The following is an 18,046-nucleotide window of genomic DNA, read 5'->3' as shown; positions in this document are numbered from 1 at the left end:
GCTCCCCACTACCGTCCCAGCGCCTGGACGCAGGCGCGCCGCACGTCGGCGTCCTCATCGTGCGTGGAGCCGTGCTCCAGCGCCTCGCGGGCCTCCACGGTGCTCAGCGCCGCCACGGCCGGGGCCGCGGCGCGGCGGCCCGCGGGGCTGGCGGACACCAACGCCTGCAGCAGCGCGGCGCGCGCATCCGCCCGGCGCATGCGGGCCAGCGCCGCCACCAGCAGCGGAGACGTCACCTCGTCCGACACCTCCAGCGCGGTGAGCAGCCCCGGCAGCCGGCCCTCCATGGGCAGCGCCAGCGCGCTCACCACCCGCTCGCGCAGCGTCACGTCACCCAGCAGCGTCACCAGCGCCTGGGTGGCGGGCACGCCGGGGCGCGTGGCGAGGAAGCCCACCGCCGCGTTGCGGACGCTGTCGTCCCTGTCGCTGGCGGCGCGCAGCAGCGCGGGCAGCGTCTCCGGGGTGTCGTACTCGGCCACCGCGGACAGGGCGACGAGCCGCGTGGCCGCGTCCTCGGAGCCCACCGCCTCCAGCAGCACCGGCAGCGCGTCCGGGCGGCGGGCCACGCCCAGGCCCAGCAGCGCCGCGCGGCGCACGTCCGCGTCCTGGCTGGTGGCCGCGCGCCGCAGCGCCGCCATGGCCCCTTCCGTGTGCATGTGCGCCAGCGCGTCCACCACCGCCACGCGCACCTGGCCCGCGTCGTCGTCCGCCAGCGCGACAATCGCGTCCGCCGCCGCCTCCTCGTTCAGCTTCCCCAGCGACTGGCACGCGTAGTAGCGCACCCACGGGTCCCTGTCGTTGAGGCCGCCCAGCAGCGTGGAGGTGATGCGGGCCTCCTTCTCCGTTTGCCCCAGCGCACGCATGGCCGCCGCGCGCGTGCGCTCGGACTCGTGGGCCGCGGCCGACAGCAGCGCGTCCACCGCGCGCGGGTCCTCGATGTAGGGCAGGCCGTAGATGGCCGCGTCGCGCAGCCGCTCGTCCGAGTCCCGCATGGCCTGCAGGAGCACGTCCAGCCCGCGCGGGTAGCCGAAGTAGGCGATGATGCGCAGCGCCGCGCGGCGCAGGCGCGCGTCCGGCGAGCGCGCCGCCTGCAACGCCAGCGCCTCTGTCTGCTCGCTGCCCAGCGACTGGATGGCCCCCACGGTGGCCTGCACCACGCGCGGGTCCTCGTCCACCAGGCGGGTGAAGAGGGCGGGCACCGCGGTGGCGTCACCGATGCGCGACAGCGTGTCCGCCGCCAGCGCGCGCACCGAGGCGTCCCGGTCGTCCAGGCACGCCATGACGTCCGGCACCGACACCGCCTTGCGGCCCACCAGCGGCAGCAGCACGCGGCGCCGGGCGCTGTCGCCGTCGCGCAGCGCCGCCAGAATCTGCGCGTCCGCGTCCGAGCCCAGGTCCGCCAGGGCGCTGGCCGCCGCGCGCGCCACCGTCGGGTCCGGCCCGTCCAACAGCTTCAGCAGGCCCCCCGCGGCGTCCGGCCCGCCCACCCAGCCGAGCAGCCGCGACAGGGCGGCCTTCTCCGCCGAGTCCGCGCCCGAAATCGCCTGGGACAGCCGCCGGCCCAGCACCGTCACGTCCGCGTCGGAGCGCAGCGCGCCCTGCACCGCGCGCGCGCCGCCGAAGCGCTGCACCTGCGCCTCGTGGATGTCCACCAGCGCCACCGCGGCCCCGCGCACCAGCGCGTCGTTGCCCCGGCGCAAGAGCCCCACCAGCGCGGGCACCGCGGCCTCCTGGCCGGTGCGGCCCAGCGCGCGCGTGGCCTCCAGCGCGTAGAAGGGGTCCGACAGCAGGCCCAGCAGCGCCGGCACGACGATGGGGTCCCCGCACCGCCCCAGCACGTCGATGGCCGGGAAGATGCGGAAGAAGTTGCCGCTGCCCAGCGCCGCCAGCAGCGTGTCCACCGCGGCCCCGCCGCCAATGCGGCCCAGCGCCTCGATGGAAGCCACCGCCACGTTGTCGTCCGCGTGGACGGTGAGCCGGGCCAGCAGCGGCACCGAGCGGCGGCCGCGGCGGCGGCCCAGCACCTGGGCGATGTCGCAGACGACGGCCGGGTTGGGGTCCTCCGCGAGCGGCTCCAGGAGCCCCTCCACGTCGCCCGACGAGGCCACCAGCGCCTCCACCGCGGCGGCCAGGCGCGCCTCGCTGTCGCGGCGGTGGCTGAGCACGTCGCGCAGCGGGGCCACGGCCGGAGTGCCCAGCCGCGCCAGGGCGCCCACCACCGCGCGGCGCACCGCCCAGCTCGGTGCGTCCAGGCCGGCCACCAGCAGCTCCAGGCTGCCCGTGCCGCGCCGCGCCAGTTGCTCCACCGCCTCCACCTGCGCGCGGTCGTCCGCGGACAGGGCGAGCGGGTGGCTGGGTGCCGAAGAAGACGCCGTCACGCCTGCTTCTCCCGGGCCCGCGCGGCCCCTGCTTCGGGGTTGCGCGCGCCGCCGAGCGCGACGCTCAGCCTCGCCAGGCTCTCCGCCTGCTCACCCTGGAGCCGCGTGAGCTGGGCCAACCGCCCAGCCACCTCGCGCACCTCCGCCGCGGTGGTGGTGGCCGTGCGCGTCTGCTGCGCGGTGGTGGTGAGCACCTCCCGGGCGCGGGCGCGCATCTCCTCCACGCTCTTGGCCAGCCCCTCCGTCACCGTGGTGGACTCACCGCTGGCGCGCGCCATCGAGGCCACGCCGGTGGCCTGGCGGCTGGCGGAGGTCGCGAGGGCGGCCAGCGCCTCCGTCTGCTCGTCCAGCGCCCGCGACGTCGTCTTCGCCACCCGCCGCACCTCGTCCGCGCCCTTCACCAGCGCGGTGAGTGCCTGCGCCTGCTCGTCGGTGGCGCGCGTCACCTCCGCCGCCAGCTTCGCCACCTGGCGGCTGGCCACCTCGCCCTGCTTGAGGGCGCGGGCCTGTTCCGCCATGCCGCGCGCGGACTGGGCCACCTGCTTGCGCGTCTCCTCCATGGCCTTCGTCACCTCGGTGGCGGCCTTGGCCTGCTCGGACAGCCCCAGCAGCGTGCGCTGGGTGGCGGTGGACGACTCCTGCGACAGCGTGCCCACGGCGGCCACCTCCTTGCTCTGCGCCGCCACCGCTCCGCTCACCGTCTGCACCAGCTGCCGCATCTGCGCGGAGGCCTTGGCCAGCTCCGCGGACGCCGCGGCCTGCTCCTGCACGGCCCGCGACACCTTCTGGGCCACCTCCGCCAGCTGGCCGTTGGAGCGTACCGCGTCGCGCAGCGCGCGCGCCTGGTCCGCCGTGGCCTGCGTCGTCTGGCGGGCCATGCGCCGCATCTCCGTGCCGCCCTGGGCCAGCGACTGCGCCGCCTGCGCCTGCTCCACCGCGGAGGTGGTGATGACGCGTCCCTGCTCGCTCACCTTCGCCGTGGCCTGGGTGAGGGCCTGCACCGCCTGCACCTGCTCGCCGGACGCGCGCGACACCTCCCGCACGTTCTGCCCCAGGTCCTCCACGCCCTTGAGGATGGTGGACAGCGCCCGCTCCGCGTCGGACGCCAGCGCCGCGCTCTCGTCCGCCGCGCGCACGCCCTCGCCGGTGGCGGTGGCCGCCTCGCGCGCCGTCGTCTGGAGGCCCCGGACGATTTTCGCCACGTCCGCACTGGCCGCCGCCGCGCGGTCCGCCAGGGCGCGAATCTCCTCCGCCACCACCGCGAAGCCGCGGCCGTGCTCACCCGCGCGCGCCGCCTCGATGCTGGCGTTGAGGGACAGCAGATTCGTGCGGTCCGCGATGAGGTTGATGGTCTGGACGATGTCGCCAATCTCCTCCGCCCGCTTGCCCATCTCCTTCATGACGCCGGAGGACTCGACGATGGACTGGCGGATGCGGGTGAAGCCGGCGATGGAGCGCGTCACCGTGGCGCCGCCGTCGCGCGCGGTGGTGCCCACGCGCTCGGCGTTGGCGCGGGCCTCCTCCGTCATCTGCGCCACCCGGCGCGTGGACGTCTCCAGCTGCGTGGAGGCGGTGGCGCTGCTGGCGGCCAGGGTGTTGATGCTCTCCGCGGCCTTCGCCACGGACTGGGCGGAGCGGGCGAGCTGCTCAATCGTGGCGGCGTTCGCGTCCACCACGGCGGCGTTCTTCTCCGCGGTGGCGGCCACCTCCTCCACGCTGGCGGCCACCTCCTCCACGGTGGACGCGGTGGAGGCGGCGCTCGCCTCCAGCGTGCGCGCATGCTCGGCCACGCCGCGCACGCTGCGCGCCAGCTCCTCCGACGTGGAGGCCGTCTCCTCCACGCTGGCGGCCATGCTGGTGGCGTCGCGGGCCACCTCGCCCAGCACCCGGCCGATGTTCACCACCGTGGTGGACACCTGCGCCACGCGCTCGCCCACCGCCTGCGAGTCCGTGGCCAGACGGGAGATGCCCTTGGCCATCTCCTCCGCGGTGGCGGCCACCTGCTCGGTGGCGGCGGCGCTGGACTGGTTGCGGGCGACGAGGTCCGCCACCGTGGCGTTCATCTCCGTCATCGAGGCCAACAGCTCCTCGCTGGAGGCGGCCAGCTCCTCCGAGTTGGCGCTCACGCCCTTCACCGAGCGCGTCGCCTGCTCCAGCGTGGCCGCGGTGGTGTCCGACGACGCGGCCAGGTGCGCGGCGTCCTTGCGCACGCCGGCCACGGAGGCATTCACCTCCTGCAGCGCGCCCGCGGTGGCCTCGGCCTCCTGCTGCAGGCCGCGCGCGGTGTCGCTCACCGTGCGCTGGGCCCGCACCAGCTCGTGCACCGACAGGCCCGTCTCCTCCACGTGGGCGGCGACGTTCTCCATCGCGGAGCGCACCTGTTCGGAGGCGGCGGCCTGCTCGTTGCCGCTCGCCGCCAGTCGCGTCGCCAGGGCCTCCGCCGCCTGCACCAGGCTGGTGGTCTCCTGCACGCCGCGCGCCGCGCTCTCGGCGAGGTTGCGCGCGTCCTCCAGCGCAACCGCCCCGTTACCGTTGTCCGTCGCCATCCGGCGCCTCCTCCCCGATGACCCGGGGGAAATCAATGAGCATCACCAACCGCGGCCCCACCTGGGCCACGGCCTTCACGAACCCGCGCGCTCCCTCCACGACCAGCGGAGGGGGCGGCTTGACCTGCGCCGGGTCCAGCTTCAACACCTCGCGGGCGCTATCCACCAGCAACCCCACCGTCCGGTTGCCGAGCTGGCCCACCACCACCCGCGTGTCCAGCGAGCGCTGCACGGGCGGCAGCCCGAAGCGCACCCGCGCGTCCACCACGGGGATGACACGGCCGCGCACCTGCACCAGCCCGGCCACGTGCGAAGGAGCGCCCGGCACCGGCGTGGCGCCGGTGAAGGTCTCCATCTGCAGCACGTCCGACGCCGGCAACGCGTACTCGGCCCCGTCCACCTTGAACACCACGTGCAGCACGCTCATGTCGCGCGCTCCCTTCTGCCGTTGCCACTCCGGGCCGCGCCGAGCGCCGCCAGGTCCAGCACCAGCGTGGGCTGGCCGTCGCCCAGGTCCGTGGCCCCGGCCACCCCGGGCACGCGTACCAGCGGGTCCTCCAGCGGACGGAGGACGATTTCCTGCTGGCCGAGCAGCCGGTCGACCGCGAAGGCCACCGGCTCGCCGCGCTGGCGCACGATGAGCGCCTTGGCCCCGGTGCCGCCGCGCTGGCCGTCCGGGCTCCCGCGCTCCAGCAGCCGCTCCAGCGACAAGAGCGGCACCGCGCTGCCCCGCCGCTCCACCAGCACCACGCCGCTGGCGCCCGCGGGCCGCGTCAGCCTCGCCGCGTCCACGTCGATGAGCTCCTCCACGGAGCCCACCGCCACCGCGTAGCGCAGGCCGGCGCACTCGAAGATGAGCGCGTCCAGCAGCGTAATCGTCAGCGGCACGCGCAGGCGGAAGGTGGTGCCCTGGCCGGGCCGCGTCTCCAGCCGCAGCTCGCCGCCGAGCTGGTCCACGGTGATGCGGCGGACGATGTCCATGCCCATGCCGCGGCCGCTCGTCGACGTGGCGGCGTCACGGGTGGAGAAGCCGGGGCGGCAGAGCACGTCCAAGAGCCCGTCCGACGTGGCGGGGACGGGCACGCCCGCACGCCGCGCCACCGCCTCGGCGTCCACGCCGCGCCCGTCGTCGGTGACGGACAGCTCGAGCAGCCCGCTGGCGCCGCCGTGGCAGGCCAGGCGCACCAGCCCCTCCTCGGGCTTGCCGGCCGCGCGGCGCTCCTCCGGCAATTCCAGCGCGTGGTCCACCGCGTTGCGCACCAGGTGCACCAGCGCGGGCAGCAGCCGGTCCGCCACGGCCTTGTCCAGCTCCGCGTCGCCCACCTCCAGCTCCAGCCGCACCGCCTTGCCCGTGCTGCGGCGCAGGCCGCGCACCAGGAGCGGCAGCCGCTCCAGCACGTCCGCCACCTTCACCATGCGCAGGCGGATGATGGCCGCGCGCATGTCGCGCAGCTGGCGGCCGTTCTCCTGGAGGATGGCGGTGAGCTCGCGCGTGGGCGCCCCCGCGGCCGTCAGCGCCGCCACCGCGCGGGTGAGCCGCGAGCGGTTGACGACGAGCGCCGCCAGCCGCTCCAGCGCCTCGTCCAGGCGGGACACCTCCACCCGCAGCGTGCCCCCGCCCCGGCGCTGCTCCTCGGGCTCCTCCTCCACCCGCGCCACCACCGCCTCCAGCTCGGGCTCGGTCGTGACGATGGGCGCGGCGGGCACGGCGGGCGCGGCGGTCAGCGCGCGCACCGAGGCGGGCGGGCCTCCGGCGGCCTCCAGCAGCGCGTCATCCGTCGCGTCGGTGAGCAGCAGCAGCACGAAGGTGAGCGAGCCGCCACCCGCGGCGGGGCCGGACAGGGGCAGGACCTTCACCGCCTCCGCCAGCTTCGCCACGCGCTCGCGCACGCTGTTGATGGTGATGCCGCTGGAGGCGCGCTCGGCGCCCGGGATGAAGTCCAGCCGCACCGCGCGCTTGCCGGCGGCGCCAACGGTGAGCTGCTCACGCTCCGCGGCGGAGAGGCGGGCGGAGACCGTCGCGTCCAGCTCCAGGGCAACGGGCGCGGGCTTCGCGGGGTCCGTCCCCAGCGCGGCCGCCTCCAGCGCCTCCAGGCGCTCCAGAAGCCCCGCGGGCACGGGCGTGACAGGCTTGCCAGCGGCGAGCTGCCGCACGCGCTGCTCGATTTCGCGCAGCCCCTCCATGAGGGGCTCCACGCTGGACTCGGGCAGCCGGCCCCCGGCGCGGTCCGAGTGGCGCAGGGACGTCTCCATCCAGTGGGCGATGGAGACGATGGACTCCACGTCCACCATGGCCGACAGGCCCTTGATGGTGTGCAGCGCGCGGAACAGCTCGCGCACCGCGCGCGGGTGGGCGAGCCCCCGACGCACGCTGGCCTCCACGGCGAGCAGGTGCCGCTGGGCCGCGCCCAGCAGTTCCTCGGCCTCCGCCAGGTACGCTGGCAGGAAGTCCGCGAGGTCCACGGAGCCGGTCACCCGCGCTTCTCCTCCAGCAGGGCTCGCGCCTCGGCGAGGATGGCGTCTGGAGTGAAGGGCTTGGTCATGAAGCGGTTGGCGCCCACCGCCAGCGCCCGCGCCCGCGACGCCTCGTCCCCACGCGTGGTGACGATGATGATGGGCAGGTTGCGCAGCCGGTCCTGGCTCCGCACGAACTCGACCACCTCGATGCCACCGATGTCCGGCATGTTCAGGTCGAGCACGAGCAGGTCATATGGCTGGAGCGACAGGCGCTCGATGGCTTCCAGTCCGCTCGAGGCATGGGTGAAGGTGAGACCCGGATAGGGGCGCAGGCAAGCGACGACCATGTCGCGCATCACCTTGCTGTCATCGACGACGAGCACCTCTGGCATGGCTTCCCCTGGCAACTGCGGCCGACCCTAGAGCGATTCCGTGAAGATGAAAGAGAACGACTTACATACGGCCTTCAAGCGCCCAATGGCTGACATTTGTACGAAGGGACACCTGCGCTCCCGGACGGAAAGTGCCTCTGGAGCCGCTCCCGATGTGCAGGCCGGACCCGCCTGGCGGCTCCCCCTCCGGGTGGGGAGGCGCGAGTCCCTCTGGGGAGGCGTTCCGCGCAGCGCCCTCCCGTGCCCCGACTTGCGGCGTCCTCGCGCTGCTTTACGGTCCATTCAGGGCCCGGGTGGCGCCAGGGTGACGCCGCTGACGGCCCTTTCAACAGGAAAGAGGAGGGACTTCCCATGGCCGACATCACCCGTCGCGAAGGCAGCATTCCCCGTCGTGAGCGCGACCCGTTCTCCCAGATGCAGGAGCTGATGAACTGGGACCCGCTCGAGGCGATGACGCAGTTGCTGGGCGGGCGGGGCGAGGGCCCCTCGTTCATCCCCGCCTTCGAGGTGAAGGAGACGAAGGACGCGTTCATCTTCAAGGCGGACCTGCCCGGTGTGCAGGAGAAGGACCTGGAAATCTCGCTGACCGGAGACCGCCTGGTCGTCAGCGGCAAGCGCGAGTTCGAGAAGCGCGAGGAGAACGAGCGCTACTTCGCCTTCGAGCGCAGCTTCGGCTCGTTCAGCCGCGCCTTCACCCTGCCGGAGGGCGTGGACTCGGAGCACATCGCCGCGGACCTGAAGGACGGCGTGCTCAACCTGACGCTGCCCAAGAAGCCCGAGGTGCAGCCCAAGCGCATCAAGGTGGGCGTGGGCGGCGGCAAGGCCCCCGGCACCGACAAGCCGAAGGCGTAGCACTCCCGAAGCACCCCAGGGCGTAGCACCGCGTAGCCCCCTGGAGACACGCGCGGGGCCTGGCGCCCCGCGCACCCTCAGGCCCGTGCGGCGGGCGGGCCCGCGCGCGGCAGGCGGACGCGGAAGGTGGCGCCCTCGCCGGGGGTGCTGTTCACCGACACCTCGCCGCCGTGCGCCTCCACGATTCGGCGCAGCCGGTACAGCCCCAGCCCCAGCCCACCGTAGTGGCGCACCGGCACCGCGCGCTCGAAGCGGCGGAAGAGGCCGTCCACCCGCCCCGGGGAGATGCCGATGCCGTGGTCCGTCACCACCAGCGTCGCCGAGTCCGGCCCGGACTCCAGCGCCACCTCCACCGGCTTGCCGGGCCCGAACTTCATCGCGTTGGACAGCAGGTGCGTCACCACCTGGGACAGCCTCGCCATGTCCCACCGGCCCGACGTGGGCACCAGCGGCTGCACCACCAGCCGGCAGCCCACGCGCGCGGCCGCGTCCTCGGAGCGCGCCACCACGTCACGCACCACCGACGCCAGGTCCACCTCTTCCAGGTGCAGCCGCGGCGCGCCGCCCTGGAGCTGCGACACGTCCAGCAGCGACTCCACCAGGTCCGCCAGCCGCTGCACCTGCCGGTCCGCCGCCTCCAGCGCCCGCTCCAGCCGCTCCGGCGCGGACGCCACGCCCGCGCGCAGCACGCCCTGGGCGCCCTGCACGCGCAGGCGCAGGGCCGCCAGGGGCGTGCGCAGCTCGTGCGCGGCCACGCTGAGGAACTCGTCGCGCGCGCGCACCGCCTCCTGCGTCTCGCGGTACATGCGCAGCTGCTCCGTCACGTCGCCGATGATGCCAGCCATGCGCACCGCCCGGCCCTGCGCGTCGCGCATCGCCTTGCCCCGGCTCACGCACGAGCGGTAGCCCCCGGTGACATGCCGCAGCCGGTAGGACACGTCGTACGGCGCGCCCCGCTCCAGGTGGGCGGCCAGCGCGGCGAGCACATCCGGCCGGTCCTCCGGGTGAATCAGCTCCTTGAAGGCCTCATAGGTGCCCGCGAAGTCCTCCGGCCGCAGGCCCAGCATCTCCAGCAGGCGCGGGCTCCAGTAGAGCGTCTGGCGGCGGAGGTCCCAGTCCCAGACGCCGTCATACGAGCCGTTCACCACCAGCCGGAAGCGCGCCTCGCCCTCGCGCGCGGTGCGCTCGGCCTGCTCCAGCAGGCCCACTCGCCGCTCGAGCTGCCGCACCATCCGGTACAGGTGGTCCTCGGTGCCCAGGTCCATGAGCGGCGCCACGTGCGCGGGGGCGCCCGCGCGCAGCTCGTGCAGCAGCACGCCCACCAGCTCGTCACCCTCCTGCGTGCGCCGCACGAAGCCGTTGGCCCCCACATTGTGGGCCATGCGCAAATCCAGCTCGTCGGGCACCACGGTGTGCGTGAGGATGACGGGCACGCGAGAGAGCCGCGGGTCCTGTCGCAGCGCCAGGCACAGCCGGAAGCCGTCCATCCCCGGCATCAGCGCATCCGCCAGCACCACGTCGGGGCTCCGGCGCTTCGCCAGCGCCAGCGCCGTCATGCCGTCGCCGGCCATGAGGACCTCGAAGCGCAGCGGCACCAGGTGCAGCTGCAGCAGCTTGCGGGACACCGGGTCGTCGTCCGCCACCAGCACCGTGGGTTGCACCGCGACCTCGGCGTCGCGGACCTCCGGGGGCAACGCCTGCCGCACGCCCTCCACCAGCGAGCCCAGCGACAGCGGCCTGTCGAGGAAGCCGAGCCCCGGCAACGTCAGGTTCCGCAGCCCCTCCTGCTCGGCGGGGAAGGCCATGACGCGCGGCACCGCGCCCGACAGCGCCAGGGCCTGCCCCAGCGCCTCCTGCCCCACCGGGCCCGCCTTCAGCAGGCCCGCCGACACCACCAGCACGTGCGCCGGCTCGGCGTGCAGCAGGGTGATGGCCGCCGGAAGGTCCGCAAGGGCCGTCACCAGCCACCCCTGACTCTCCAGCGCCAGCACCTGCAGTTCCCGTACGGGGCCGGGTTCTTCGACGAGCAGGAGGGTGGGCTTCATCACGGCGGATTCGACGAGGACGGGCGGGCAGGCAGGACGCGGCTTCCGCCCTGAAGATGAAGAAAGAGTCGCAGTCTGTGCAGCGGGGCTCCCGAGTCAAGCAGTCAGGGCGCAAGTGTTCTCCGGTACAAATCGGCCAGATGCCCGACCCCCGGCGCCTCCCCGCCCGAGCCGGGGCGAGGCAGTCTTGCGACAACGCATCTGCATGACGGATGCATCCACGGTTTCAGCAGTAGCCCCGTCAACACGGGCAGCGTGGGTCGTCCCCTCCTACCGTCCGAGCGTCCACAAACCCGTGGCCACCTGGAGACCCACGGGGTCAGTCCCCGGGGAGCGGCTCGCGGCCTCCGGAAGAAAGCCGCACTCACCGGGAGCACGGAAAACCCACCCGGGTGCCTCACGACTCGGCCTCTACTCACCTACGAGGGCAACAGAAGTTCTTGTGCAAAACAGTTGCATCTGAGTCGCGAGCGCCCGTTCGCCCCCACGCCTCGGAGAGTCGGGACGGACCCTCCGGGTTGTTTCGTGACACAGGTGAAAGTGCATGGCAGTTGCGTTAATTGAAAGGACATCATGGGAGCCAAGAGACTTGCCGCGCAGCCGAAGCTCACCGAGTTCCAGGACCGCATCCGCGCCGCGGGCCTGCGCAGCACCGCGCCCCGCGTGGCGGTGCTGAGGGAGCTGGAGAGCGCCTCCTCGCCGATGAGCCATGCCGACCTGGTGGACTCGCTCGGTGACGAGGGCTACGACCGGGTGACCATCTACCGCAACCTGACGGACCTGACCGAGGCCGGGCTGGTGGTGCGGGCGGACCTGGGAGACCACGTCTGGCGCTTCGAGCTGAAGCGCGAGGGTGAGGAGCATGGCAGCAGCCATCCGCACTTCACCTGCACCGACTGCGGCACCGTGGCGTGCCTGCCGGAAGAGTCGGTCCGCATCGCCTCGTCCAAGGGCGTGCCCCGCGCGGTGTCCCAGCGCGCGGTGGAAGTGCAGCTGCGCGGCCTGTGTGACCGCTGCGTGTGACGGATGGCGGAGGCCCGCTTCGTCCCCTCGCGGGGTGAGCGGGCCCGCCTTCTCCCGGCTCGCGTGACGCTGGCCCCACCGGGGCCGCTCGCGCCGGGCCGGAAAGCGCGCGGACGGTGGAGCCACCGCCGGCGCGAGCCCTCCGGGTGTTACCGCGCAAGCCGTCCAGGCGCTACTGCAAGCCGTCCAGGCGCTACTGGATGGTATACGCCACCGTGCCGCTGCAGCTCCCGCTGGAGTAGCAGCCGGCGCGAATCTGGTACGTGCCCGCCGTGGTGGCCTTGAAGCTGGCGAACGACAGCACGCCGCACGAGTCGTCGTTGGAGACCACCTGCGTGGTGCCGTTGTACAGGCGCAGGTACGTGTCACCGGTGCCCGAGGCGCCGGGCACCGTGCAGGTGCCGAAGTTGAGGGTCTGCCCGGCGGCCAGGGTGACGTTGCGGTTGGTGGTGTTCTGCTGCGCGCTGTTGGTGTTGGTGGCGGTGAAGGTGAACGTCACCGGCGTGGGCGGCGGCGGGTAGCCGGCGCACAGGCGCGTGCTGGTGGCCACGCCGCAGTACGCGTCGATGGCGGGCCGCACGTAGGTGATGTCCTCGCCGCGGCAGCCCGTCTCCGTGCACACGTTGACGATGCTGCAGCTGCCGTTGGCGACGTAGTCCGTCTCGCCGCGCACCAGGATGCCGGCCACCGTGTAGCCGGTGTTCTCGTAGACGCCCGAGCCGGAGTTTCCGCCGAACGTGTCCGTGCTGGCGACGAAGTAGTCCAGCGTGGCCGCGCGCGCGTCGCGCACGGAGCCGCCCGAGTCAATCTTGAAGGGGATGCCGCTGCCCGAGCCAATCACCGTCACGTTGCTGCCCACCGCCAGCGCGCTGTTGCCCGCGCGGATGGGGGCCGGCGTGAAGCGCGGCGTGGCCACGCGGTCCAGCTTGAGGATGGCGTAGTCCAGGTTGCGCCCGTTCACCGTGGCCTGCTGGCGCGCGACGATGGACGTACAGGAGAAGATGTCCGCCGTCGTCACCGTCTGCATCGCGTTGGCGGCCGTGCGGTAGAAGTTGAAGACCAGCCGCGTGCTGGTGCAGGCCGAGGCGCTGGTGACACAGTGGCCCGCGGTGAGCACCAGGTCATCGTCGATGAGGGTGCCCGAGCAGAACGCCGGCGTCAGGTCCGTCAGGAAGCGCTCGGTGCTGCACAGGCCGTACGCGCTCTGCAGCGTGGCCGCGTTGAAGGTGACGTTGTTGGGGTTGGTCGCGTTGAAGTCCGACGGGTTCATCAGCGCCACGGTGGCCTGCTGGGCGCGGGCGCGCAGGGTGGCATTCGCGTGCGCGTACACGTCCGTGCGGTTGTCCGTGCCGTAGACGACGGGCTGCTTCTCCGTGCCCGTGGGCGCGCCGTCGGCCGTGCCGGCCTCCGGGGCCGGGCCACACGCCGCGAGCGAGAGGGAACACAGCAGCGTGCCGAGCAGCGTCCTGCGGGTGGAGAGCCGGGGGAATTGCATGAGCTGAACACTCCTTTGGGGGTGAAGGCCGTCCGCCCCTCGGGCTGGAGGCCGACCCCATGCTGTTCCCACCCGGGATTATCCGCAACTCAACTAATTCAAGAAGTGACAGAAGGCCCGGCTCTGAGCATTATTGCAACTTGACTACAACTACTACCGGATGTACCCGGGCGGCGGGATGATCCACCCCGCTACAGGCCGGGCGTGGGGCGCGGGCCGTTTCGTTGGCTGCTGAGCACTCCACCCGGCCGTCTTCCGGCCTCCGCTTCCGCTGGGGTGGGAGCGGACGCATCTAGTCGCGGTGTGGAGCGGGCCCTCTCTTCCCGACCGCCGCCGGAGGTTTGGGTGCAACCGCTTCAGACACTGCTGGTCGTGGACGACGACCTGGATATCCGAGATGCGCTCCAGGACGTCTTCGAGCTGGAGGGCTACGCCGTCCTGCTCGCCGCGGACGGCCTGGAAGCGCTGGCCCAACTGCGGCAGGTGGAGACGCCGCCGGGGCTCATCCTCCTGGACCTGATGATGCCGCGCATGGACGGCTTCGCCTTCCGCGAGGCGTTGCGCCACGACGCGGCCCTCTCCGACATCCCCGTGCTGGTGGCCAGCGCGGACCTGGACATCAAGGGCGCGGCCGAGGAGCTGGACGTGGCCGGCTGGCTGCGCAAGCCGCTGGACCTGTCCGAGCTGCTGTCCGCCGTGAAGCGCCTCAGCCAGGCGGCCTGAGGACTGCCGCCCCCGCCTGCCTGCTCTCCAGTCGGGAGGGTTGGGCGCGGGGGTGAGCAGGTTGGCGCGGGGAGAGAGCCTCCCCACCCTTGCTCCCAGAAGTCAGAACAACTGACCGAAGGGAGAGGGAACCATGAAGAAGCTCATCACCACGCTGGCCCTGTGCATCGGGACCGCCGCTTTCGCGCAGCAGGCACCGCCGTCCCAGAAGCAGGTGCCCGGCCCCGAGGCCGAGAAGAAGATGGACACCGGCGTCGACGCCACCGAGGTCGGCCCGGCCATCGGCGACACGGCCAAGAAGGCCGTCGGCGCCCAGACGGAGGACGAGGGCACCTTCAAGATGGACAAGGCCATGAGCCTGTCGGGCACCATGAAGGATGCCACCGCGGACGGCGTGAGCATCGCCCGGACGGGCCTGCCCGACGCGGACCTGGACGTGCGTGACAAGACGGTGCTGCTGCTGGACGGCAAGAAGGTGGCGAAGACCGACCAGATTCCCGAGGGCGCCTCGATTCGCGCCAAGTTCCAGCTCGAGGGCCAGGAGGCCGTCGCCCTGGAGCTGCGCGCCACCAGCCCCAAGAGCCCCCCGAAGAAGGACGTGAAGAAGCAGCCGGGCACCGGCGGCTCCGGCACGCAGGAGATGAAGGACGACGCCCAGAAGGCCGAGGACAAGGCCGAGCAGAAGGGCAATGAGGTCAAGCAGGACGCCAAGAAGGCCGGCGAGGACGTCCACAACGAGGCGGACGAGACGCTGAACAAGTAGCTCGCGCGCTCGCACACCGAATGCGTCCAGACCGGGCCCGCTTCCCTCCAGGGAGGCGGGCCCGGTCGTTTCTTCCGCCCAGGCCGTGCCCTCGCGGGCGCCATGGTGGGAAGAACATTCACCACCGAGGGCGCTCCTCCTGGCCAGACAGGCGTCGCGGGCCCGGTACGCGGCTTGCTCTGTGCCGGGCCCCATGGAGGATTCGGTGATTCGACGACTGCTGGGCGCGTGTATCGGGGTGGTGGTGGTGACGGCGTGGGCATGCGGTGGTTCGGACAATCCCGTCCCCACGCCTCAGCCGGGGGATGACATCGACGAGCGTCCGGGCACCGACGCGGGTCCGGACGCGGGCGCCGACGCGGGCACGGACGCTGGCACCGACACCGATGCGGGCTCGGACGCCGGCACGGACACGGACGCGGGCACGGACGCGGGCACGGACACCGACGCGGGTACGGATGCGGGCACCGACGGTGGCACCGATGCCGGCACGGACGGCGGCACGGACGGTGGCACGGACCCGGGGCCCACCACGGGCCCGTGGCCCACGGACAGCGTGGTGGACTACACGAAGACGTACGGGCTCTCGAAGGTGAAGGCGGTCGGCGTGGACGCCGCGCACAACATCTGGCTGCTGAACGGCGCCACCATCGGCGTGCTGCGCGCGGACACGAAGCGCGTCACCTGGACGACGTCGCCTGTCGGCCAGGCCAGCGCGGGCTACAGCTCCACCGTCATCTGCGGTGGCAGCCAGGGCCGCGCCTACGTGGGCTACTTCGCGGACGACCTGCGCCAGGACCCCGAGTACCCGCTGCTGCACACCAACTACATCATCAGCAAGGGCGACCCCTGCTACTACCCGTACCAGGGCGCGCCCGAGTGCTACGAGTACAGCCACCGCCGCCTGCAGATCTACCGGGACGGCGACGTGGACGCGGTCCGCCTGGACACGAGCGGGCAGATTGTCCTCGAGGAGCACCTGCACCAGTCCATCCGCAACACGAAGGACGACCAGGGCAACACGCGGGTGCAGACGGGTCCGCGCAAGATTGACGACCTGGACAACCTCGGCATCCGCAACAGCAACGACCACCACTACGACGAGGACCGCGCCATCTACAGCTGCGTGACGGTGATGCAGGGGGCGAACAAGGGCGACGTCTACGTGGGCTCCAACCACGGCGTCACCCGCATCCGCGGGCTGGAGTACAACGCCCACCGTCACCCGGTGTGGCTCAAGGACGGCAGCCAGATGGCCGGCTACACCTATGGGCTCGGCATCGCCCAGGACGGGGACGTGCTCATCGGCAACGAGTGGATGTTCGGCATCGTCACGCCGACGCCCGGCATCGGCGACTGGGACAACACCAGCAAGACGGTGAACAAGATGAAGGTGGAGTCCGCCTACCTGCCGGCGCTCAACGGCCTGAGCGAGTTCGACTACTGGCGCGGCTTCCAGCAGACGACGGACGGGACGTACTACCTGGGCAGCAAGCAGTACGGCCTGTGGAAGCTGACCGTGGGCAGGGCGGCCGACCAGGCCCAGGAGGGCACCCCGGTGAAGGGCACCAGCGCCGAGCAGGCCGACGCGCTGCAGAACATCAACGCGCTGGCGGCGACGAGCGACGGCTCGCTCTTCATCGGCACCGAGAAGTCCGGCCTGTGGCGCCTCACGCCGCAGAAGACACTGGAGAAGGTGGCGGGCGTGAAGGGCTCGCAGGTGCTGCAGCTCGTGTATGACCCGCGCGTGAAGCCGGCCATGCTCTACGTGCTGACCAACGACGGGCTGACCGTCCTGCGCGACTACTGACGACGCGCCGGCCGTCGAAGCCGGCACGGGAGCCCCGGGGTGCCTTCAGGCGCCTCGGGGCTTCGTCGCGTCTACCGCGCGGCCCGCACCTGCACGGGCGGCTGGGGCTGGGTGGGCAGCCGGAGGATGAAGGTGGAGCCCTGCCCCTGCGCCGAGCGCACGGTGATGCTGCCGCCCATGGCCTCGACGATTTGCCGGGTGATGTAGAGCCCCAGGCCCAGGCCGCCGTAGTGGCGCTCGGACACGGCGCGCTCGAACTTGCCGAAGAGGCGGGCCATGCCGTCCTCGGAGATGCCGATGCCGTGGTCCTTCACGGCCAGCACCGCCGTGTGGCCCTCGCCCACCAGCGACACCTCCACCGGCTGGCCGGCGCCGTACTTCGCCGCGTTGGACAGGAGGTTGACGAGCACCTGCTCCACGCGCAGCGGGTCCCACTCGCCTTGTAGCGGCCCGTCCAGGTGCACCGTCAGCACGCTGCCCGCCTTCTTGAACTCCTCCGCGAACGCGTCCGCCATCTGCCGCACCAGCTGCGCCAGGTCCAGCTCGCGCGGCTCCAGGCTCAGCTTGCCCGCGGCCAGCCGCGACACGTCCAGCAGCGTGTTGACCAGGCTGCCCAGCCGCAACAGCTGCCGCTCCAGCACCTGCGTGCGCGGGGCGATTTCTTCCGACAGCCCGGGCTGCGCGGTGCCCACCTGGCGCTGCAGCAACTGCAGGTGCAGCCGCATGCTGGTGAGCGGCGTGCGCAGCTCGTGCGCGGCCACGCTGAGGAACTCGTCGCGCGCGCGCACCGCCTCCTGCGTCTCGCGCAGGGCCTGCTCGCGCACCGCCCGCTCGCGCGCGGCGCCCGCGTCGCGCTGGGCCTCCACGCGGCGGCGCTCGGTCATGTCCTCCACGTAGATGCACGCGGCCACGACGGCGCCGTCGCGGCGCACCGGGTGGTAGCTGGCGCGGTACACGCGCACGCGCTCCACGCCGCCGCCGTGCTCGCGGTGGACGATTTCCACGCCCTCCAGCGGCTCGCCCGTCTCCAACACGCGGCGGACGCGGCGGATGACGTCGGCGCCGGAAGGCGTGCCCCTCAGCACCTCCGTCATGGAGCGGCCGAGGTGGGCCTCGCGCGGCACGCCGTTCATGGCGGCCATCGCCTCGCTCACCTCCATGAAGCGCAGCTCGGGGTCGATGAGGGCCATGCCCAGCGGCACGGTGGACATCAGCTCCGCCAGGGCCACCGGCCGCGAGTCCTCGGCGGGACGCTGGCGCCCGTCACCTCCACCACCTGCTGGCGTTGTCACGTCCGGTCCCATGTCCTGGGCCGACCCGAGCCTCGGGGTCATCGTCCCCGCGTGTGTAGCAACCCCGCCCGATGACGTCACCGCGCGGCCTCTGGGCGTGTGTCCAATGGTGGAAGGATGCCCGAGTCCCACCCGGAATCTTCCTGAAATCGCGGGCGTTTCTCCGTCACCCCCGCCGCCGGCCGCATGGAGGGCAGGCGTGCGCGGGGCACCTGCTTCATCCCACCCCCACTGGCTCCCGTAGACTGGAGCCGCTCATGCAGCCCCCGG

The 18,046-nt window shown here is 72.7% G+C and carries 13 protein-coding genes; 5 read left to right on the top strand and 8 right to left on the bottom strand.

Annotated features, from left to right (window positions below):
• Positions 1-8: 8 nt before the first annotated feature.
• The 5 genes from G4D86_RS09665 to G4D86_RS09645 are packed head-to-tail and all read right to left on the bottom strand — an operon-like array spanning position 9 to position 7,773.
• Positions 9-2,378: a HEAT repeat domain-containing protein gene (locus G4D86_RS09665; protein WP_163991855.1), complete on the bottom strand. Its 2,370-nt coding sequence runs from the start codon at positions 2,376-2,378 to the stop codon at positions 9-11.
• Positions 2,375-4,924 (bottom strand): methyl-accepting chemotaxis protein, encoded by a 2,550-nt coding sequence (locus tag G4D86_RS09660; RefSeq protein WP_163991853.1) that lies wholly within the window; start codon positions 4,922-4,924, stop codon positions 2,375-2,377. Before G4D86_RS09660 ends, G4D86_RS09665 begins: the two co-directional genes overlap by 4 nt.
• On the bottom strand, positions 4,905-5,351 hold the full coding sequence (locus G4D86_RS09655; RefSeq protein WP_163991851.1) for a chemotaxis protein CheW: 447 nt from the start codon (positions 5,349-5,351) through the stop codon (positions 4,905-4,907). Before G4D86_RS09655 ends, G4D86_RS09660 begins: the two co-directional genes overlap by 20 nt.
• Entirely contained in the window at positions 5,348-7,399 is a 2,052-nt protein-coding gene (locus G4D86_RS09650; RefSeq protein WP_163991849.1) for a chemotaxis protein CheA, read from the bottom strand. Before G4D86_RS09650 ends, G4D86_RS09655 begins: the two co-directional genes overlap by 4 nt.
• Positions 7,396-7,773, bottom strand: a complete 378-nt coding sequence (locus G4D86_RS09645) for a response regulator (protein WP_163991847.1) — start codon at positions 7,771-7,773, stop codon at positions 7,396-7,398. Before G4D86_RS09645 ends, G4D86_RS09650 begins: the two co-directional genes overlap by 4 nt.
• A gap of 351 nt (positions 7,774-8,124) precedes the next feature.
• On the opposite strand from G4D86_RS09645, the gene G4D86_RS09640 reads away from it, so the two are divergent.
• Positions 8,125-8,625: an Hsp20/alpha crystallin family protein gene (locus G4D86_RS09640; protein ID WP_163991845.1), complete on the top strand. Its 501-nt coding sequence runs from the start codon at positions 8,125-8,127 to the stop codon at positions 8,623-8,625.
• A gap of 77 nt (positions 8,626-8,702) precedes the next feature.
• Here the strand turns inward: G4D86_RS09640 and G4D86_RS09635 are convergent, their stop codons facing one another.
• Entirely contained in the window at positions 8,703-10,670 is a 1,968-nt protein-coding gene (locus G4D86_RS09635) for a sensor histidine kinase (RefSeq protein ID WP_205519510.1), read from the bottom strand.
• Between the two features lie 573 nt (positions 10,671-11,243).
• On the opposite strand from G4D86_RS09635, the gene G4D86_RS09630 reads away from it, so the two are divergent.
• Positions 11,244-11,693 carry a Fur family transcriptional regulator gene (locus tag G4D86_RS09630; RefSeq protein WP_163991841.1) on the top strand — a complete coding sequence of 150 codons (450 nt, stop codon included), beginning with the start codon at positions 11,244-11,246 and terminating at the stop codon, positions 11,691-11,693.
• 193 nt (positions 11,694-11,886) lie between these two features.
• On the opposite strand, the gene G4D86_RS09625 is transcribed toward G4D86_RS09630, so the two are convergent.
• Entirely contained in the window at positions 11,887-13,188 is a 1,302-nt protein-coding gene (locus G4D86_RS09625; protein WP_163991839.1) for a trypsin-like serine peptidase, read from the bottom strand.
• 345 nt (positions 13,189-13,533) lie between these two features.
• Between G4D86_RS09625 and G4D86_RS09620 the strand changes: the two genes are divergently transcribed.
• From G4D86_RS09620 to G4D86_RS09610, 3 genes are all read left to right on the top strand, one after another.
• Entirely contained in the window at positions 13,534-13,911 is a 378-nt protein-coding gene (locus tag G4D86_RS09620) for a response regulator (RefSeq protein WP_163991837.1), read from the top strand.
• 133 nt (positions 13,912-14,044) lie between these two features.
• Positions 14,045-14,674, top strand: a complete 630-nt coding sequence (locus tag G4D86_RS09615; protein ID WP_240360144.1) for a hypothetical protein — start codon at positions 14,045-14,047, stop codon at positions 14,672-14,674.
• A 205-nt stretch (positions 14,675-14,879) separates the two neighbouring features.
• Entirely contained in the window at positions 14,880-16,484 is a 1,605-nt protein-coding gene (locus G4D86_RS09610) for a ligand-binding sensor domain-containing protein (protein ID WP_240360143.1), read from the top strand.
• A 71-nt stretch (positions 16,485-16,555) separates the two neighbouring features.
• On the opposite strand, the gene G4D86_RS09605 is transcribed toward G4D86_RS09610, so the two are convergent.
• Positions 16,556-17,776 (bottom strand): sensor histidine kinase, encoded by a 1,221-nt coding sequence (locus G4D86_RS09605; protein WP_240360142.1) that lies wholly within the window; start codon positions 17,774-17,776, stop codon positions 16,556-16,558.
• Positions 17,777-18,046 lie beyond the last annotated feature (270 nt).

It is taken from the genome of Pyxidicoccus caerfyrddinensis, from assembly GCF_010894405.1.
GTDB lineage: Bacteria > Myxococcota > Myxococcia > Myxococcales > Myxococcaceae > Myxococcus > Myxococcus caerfyrddinensis.
This window is presented reverse-complemented; position numbering and strand designations above follow the sequence as displayed.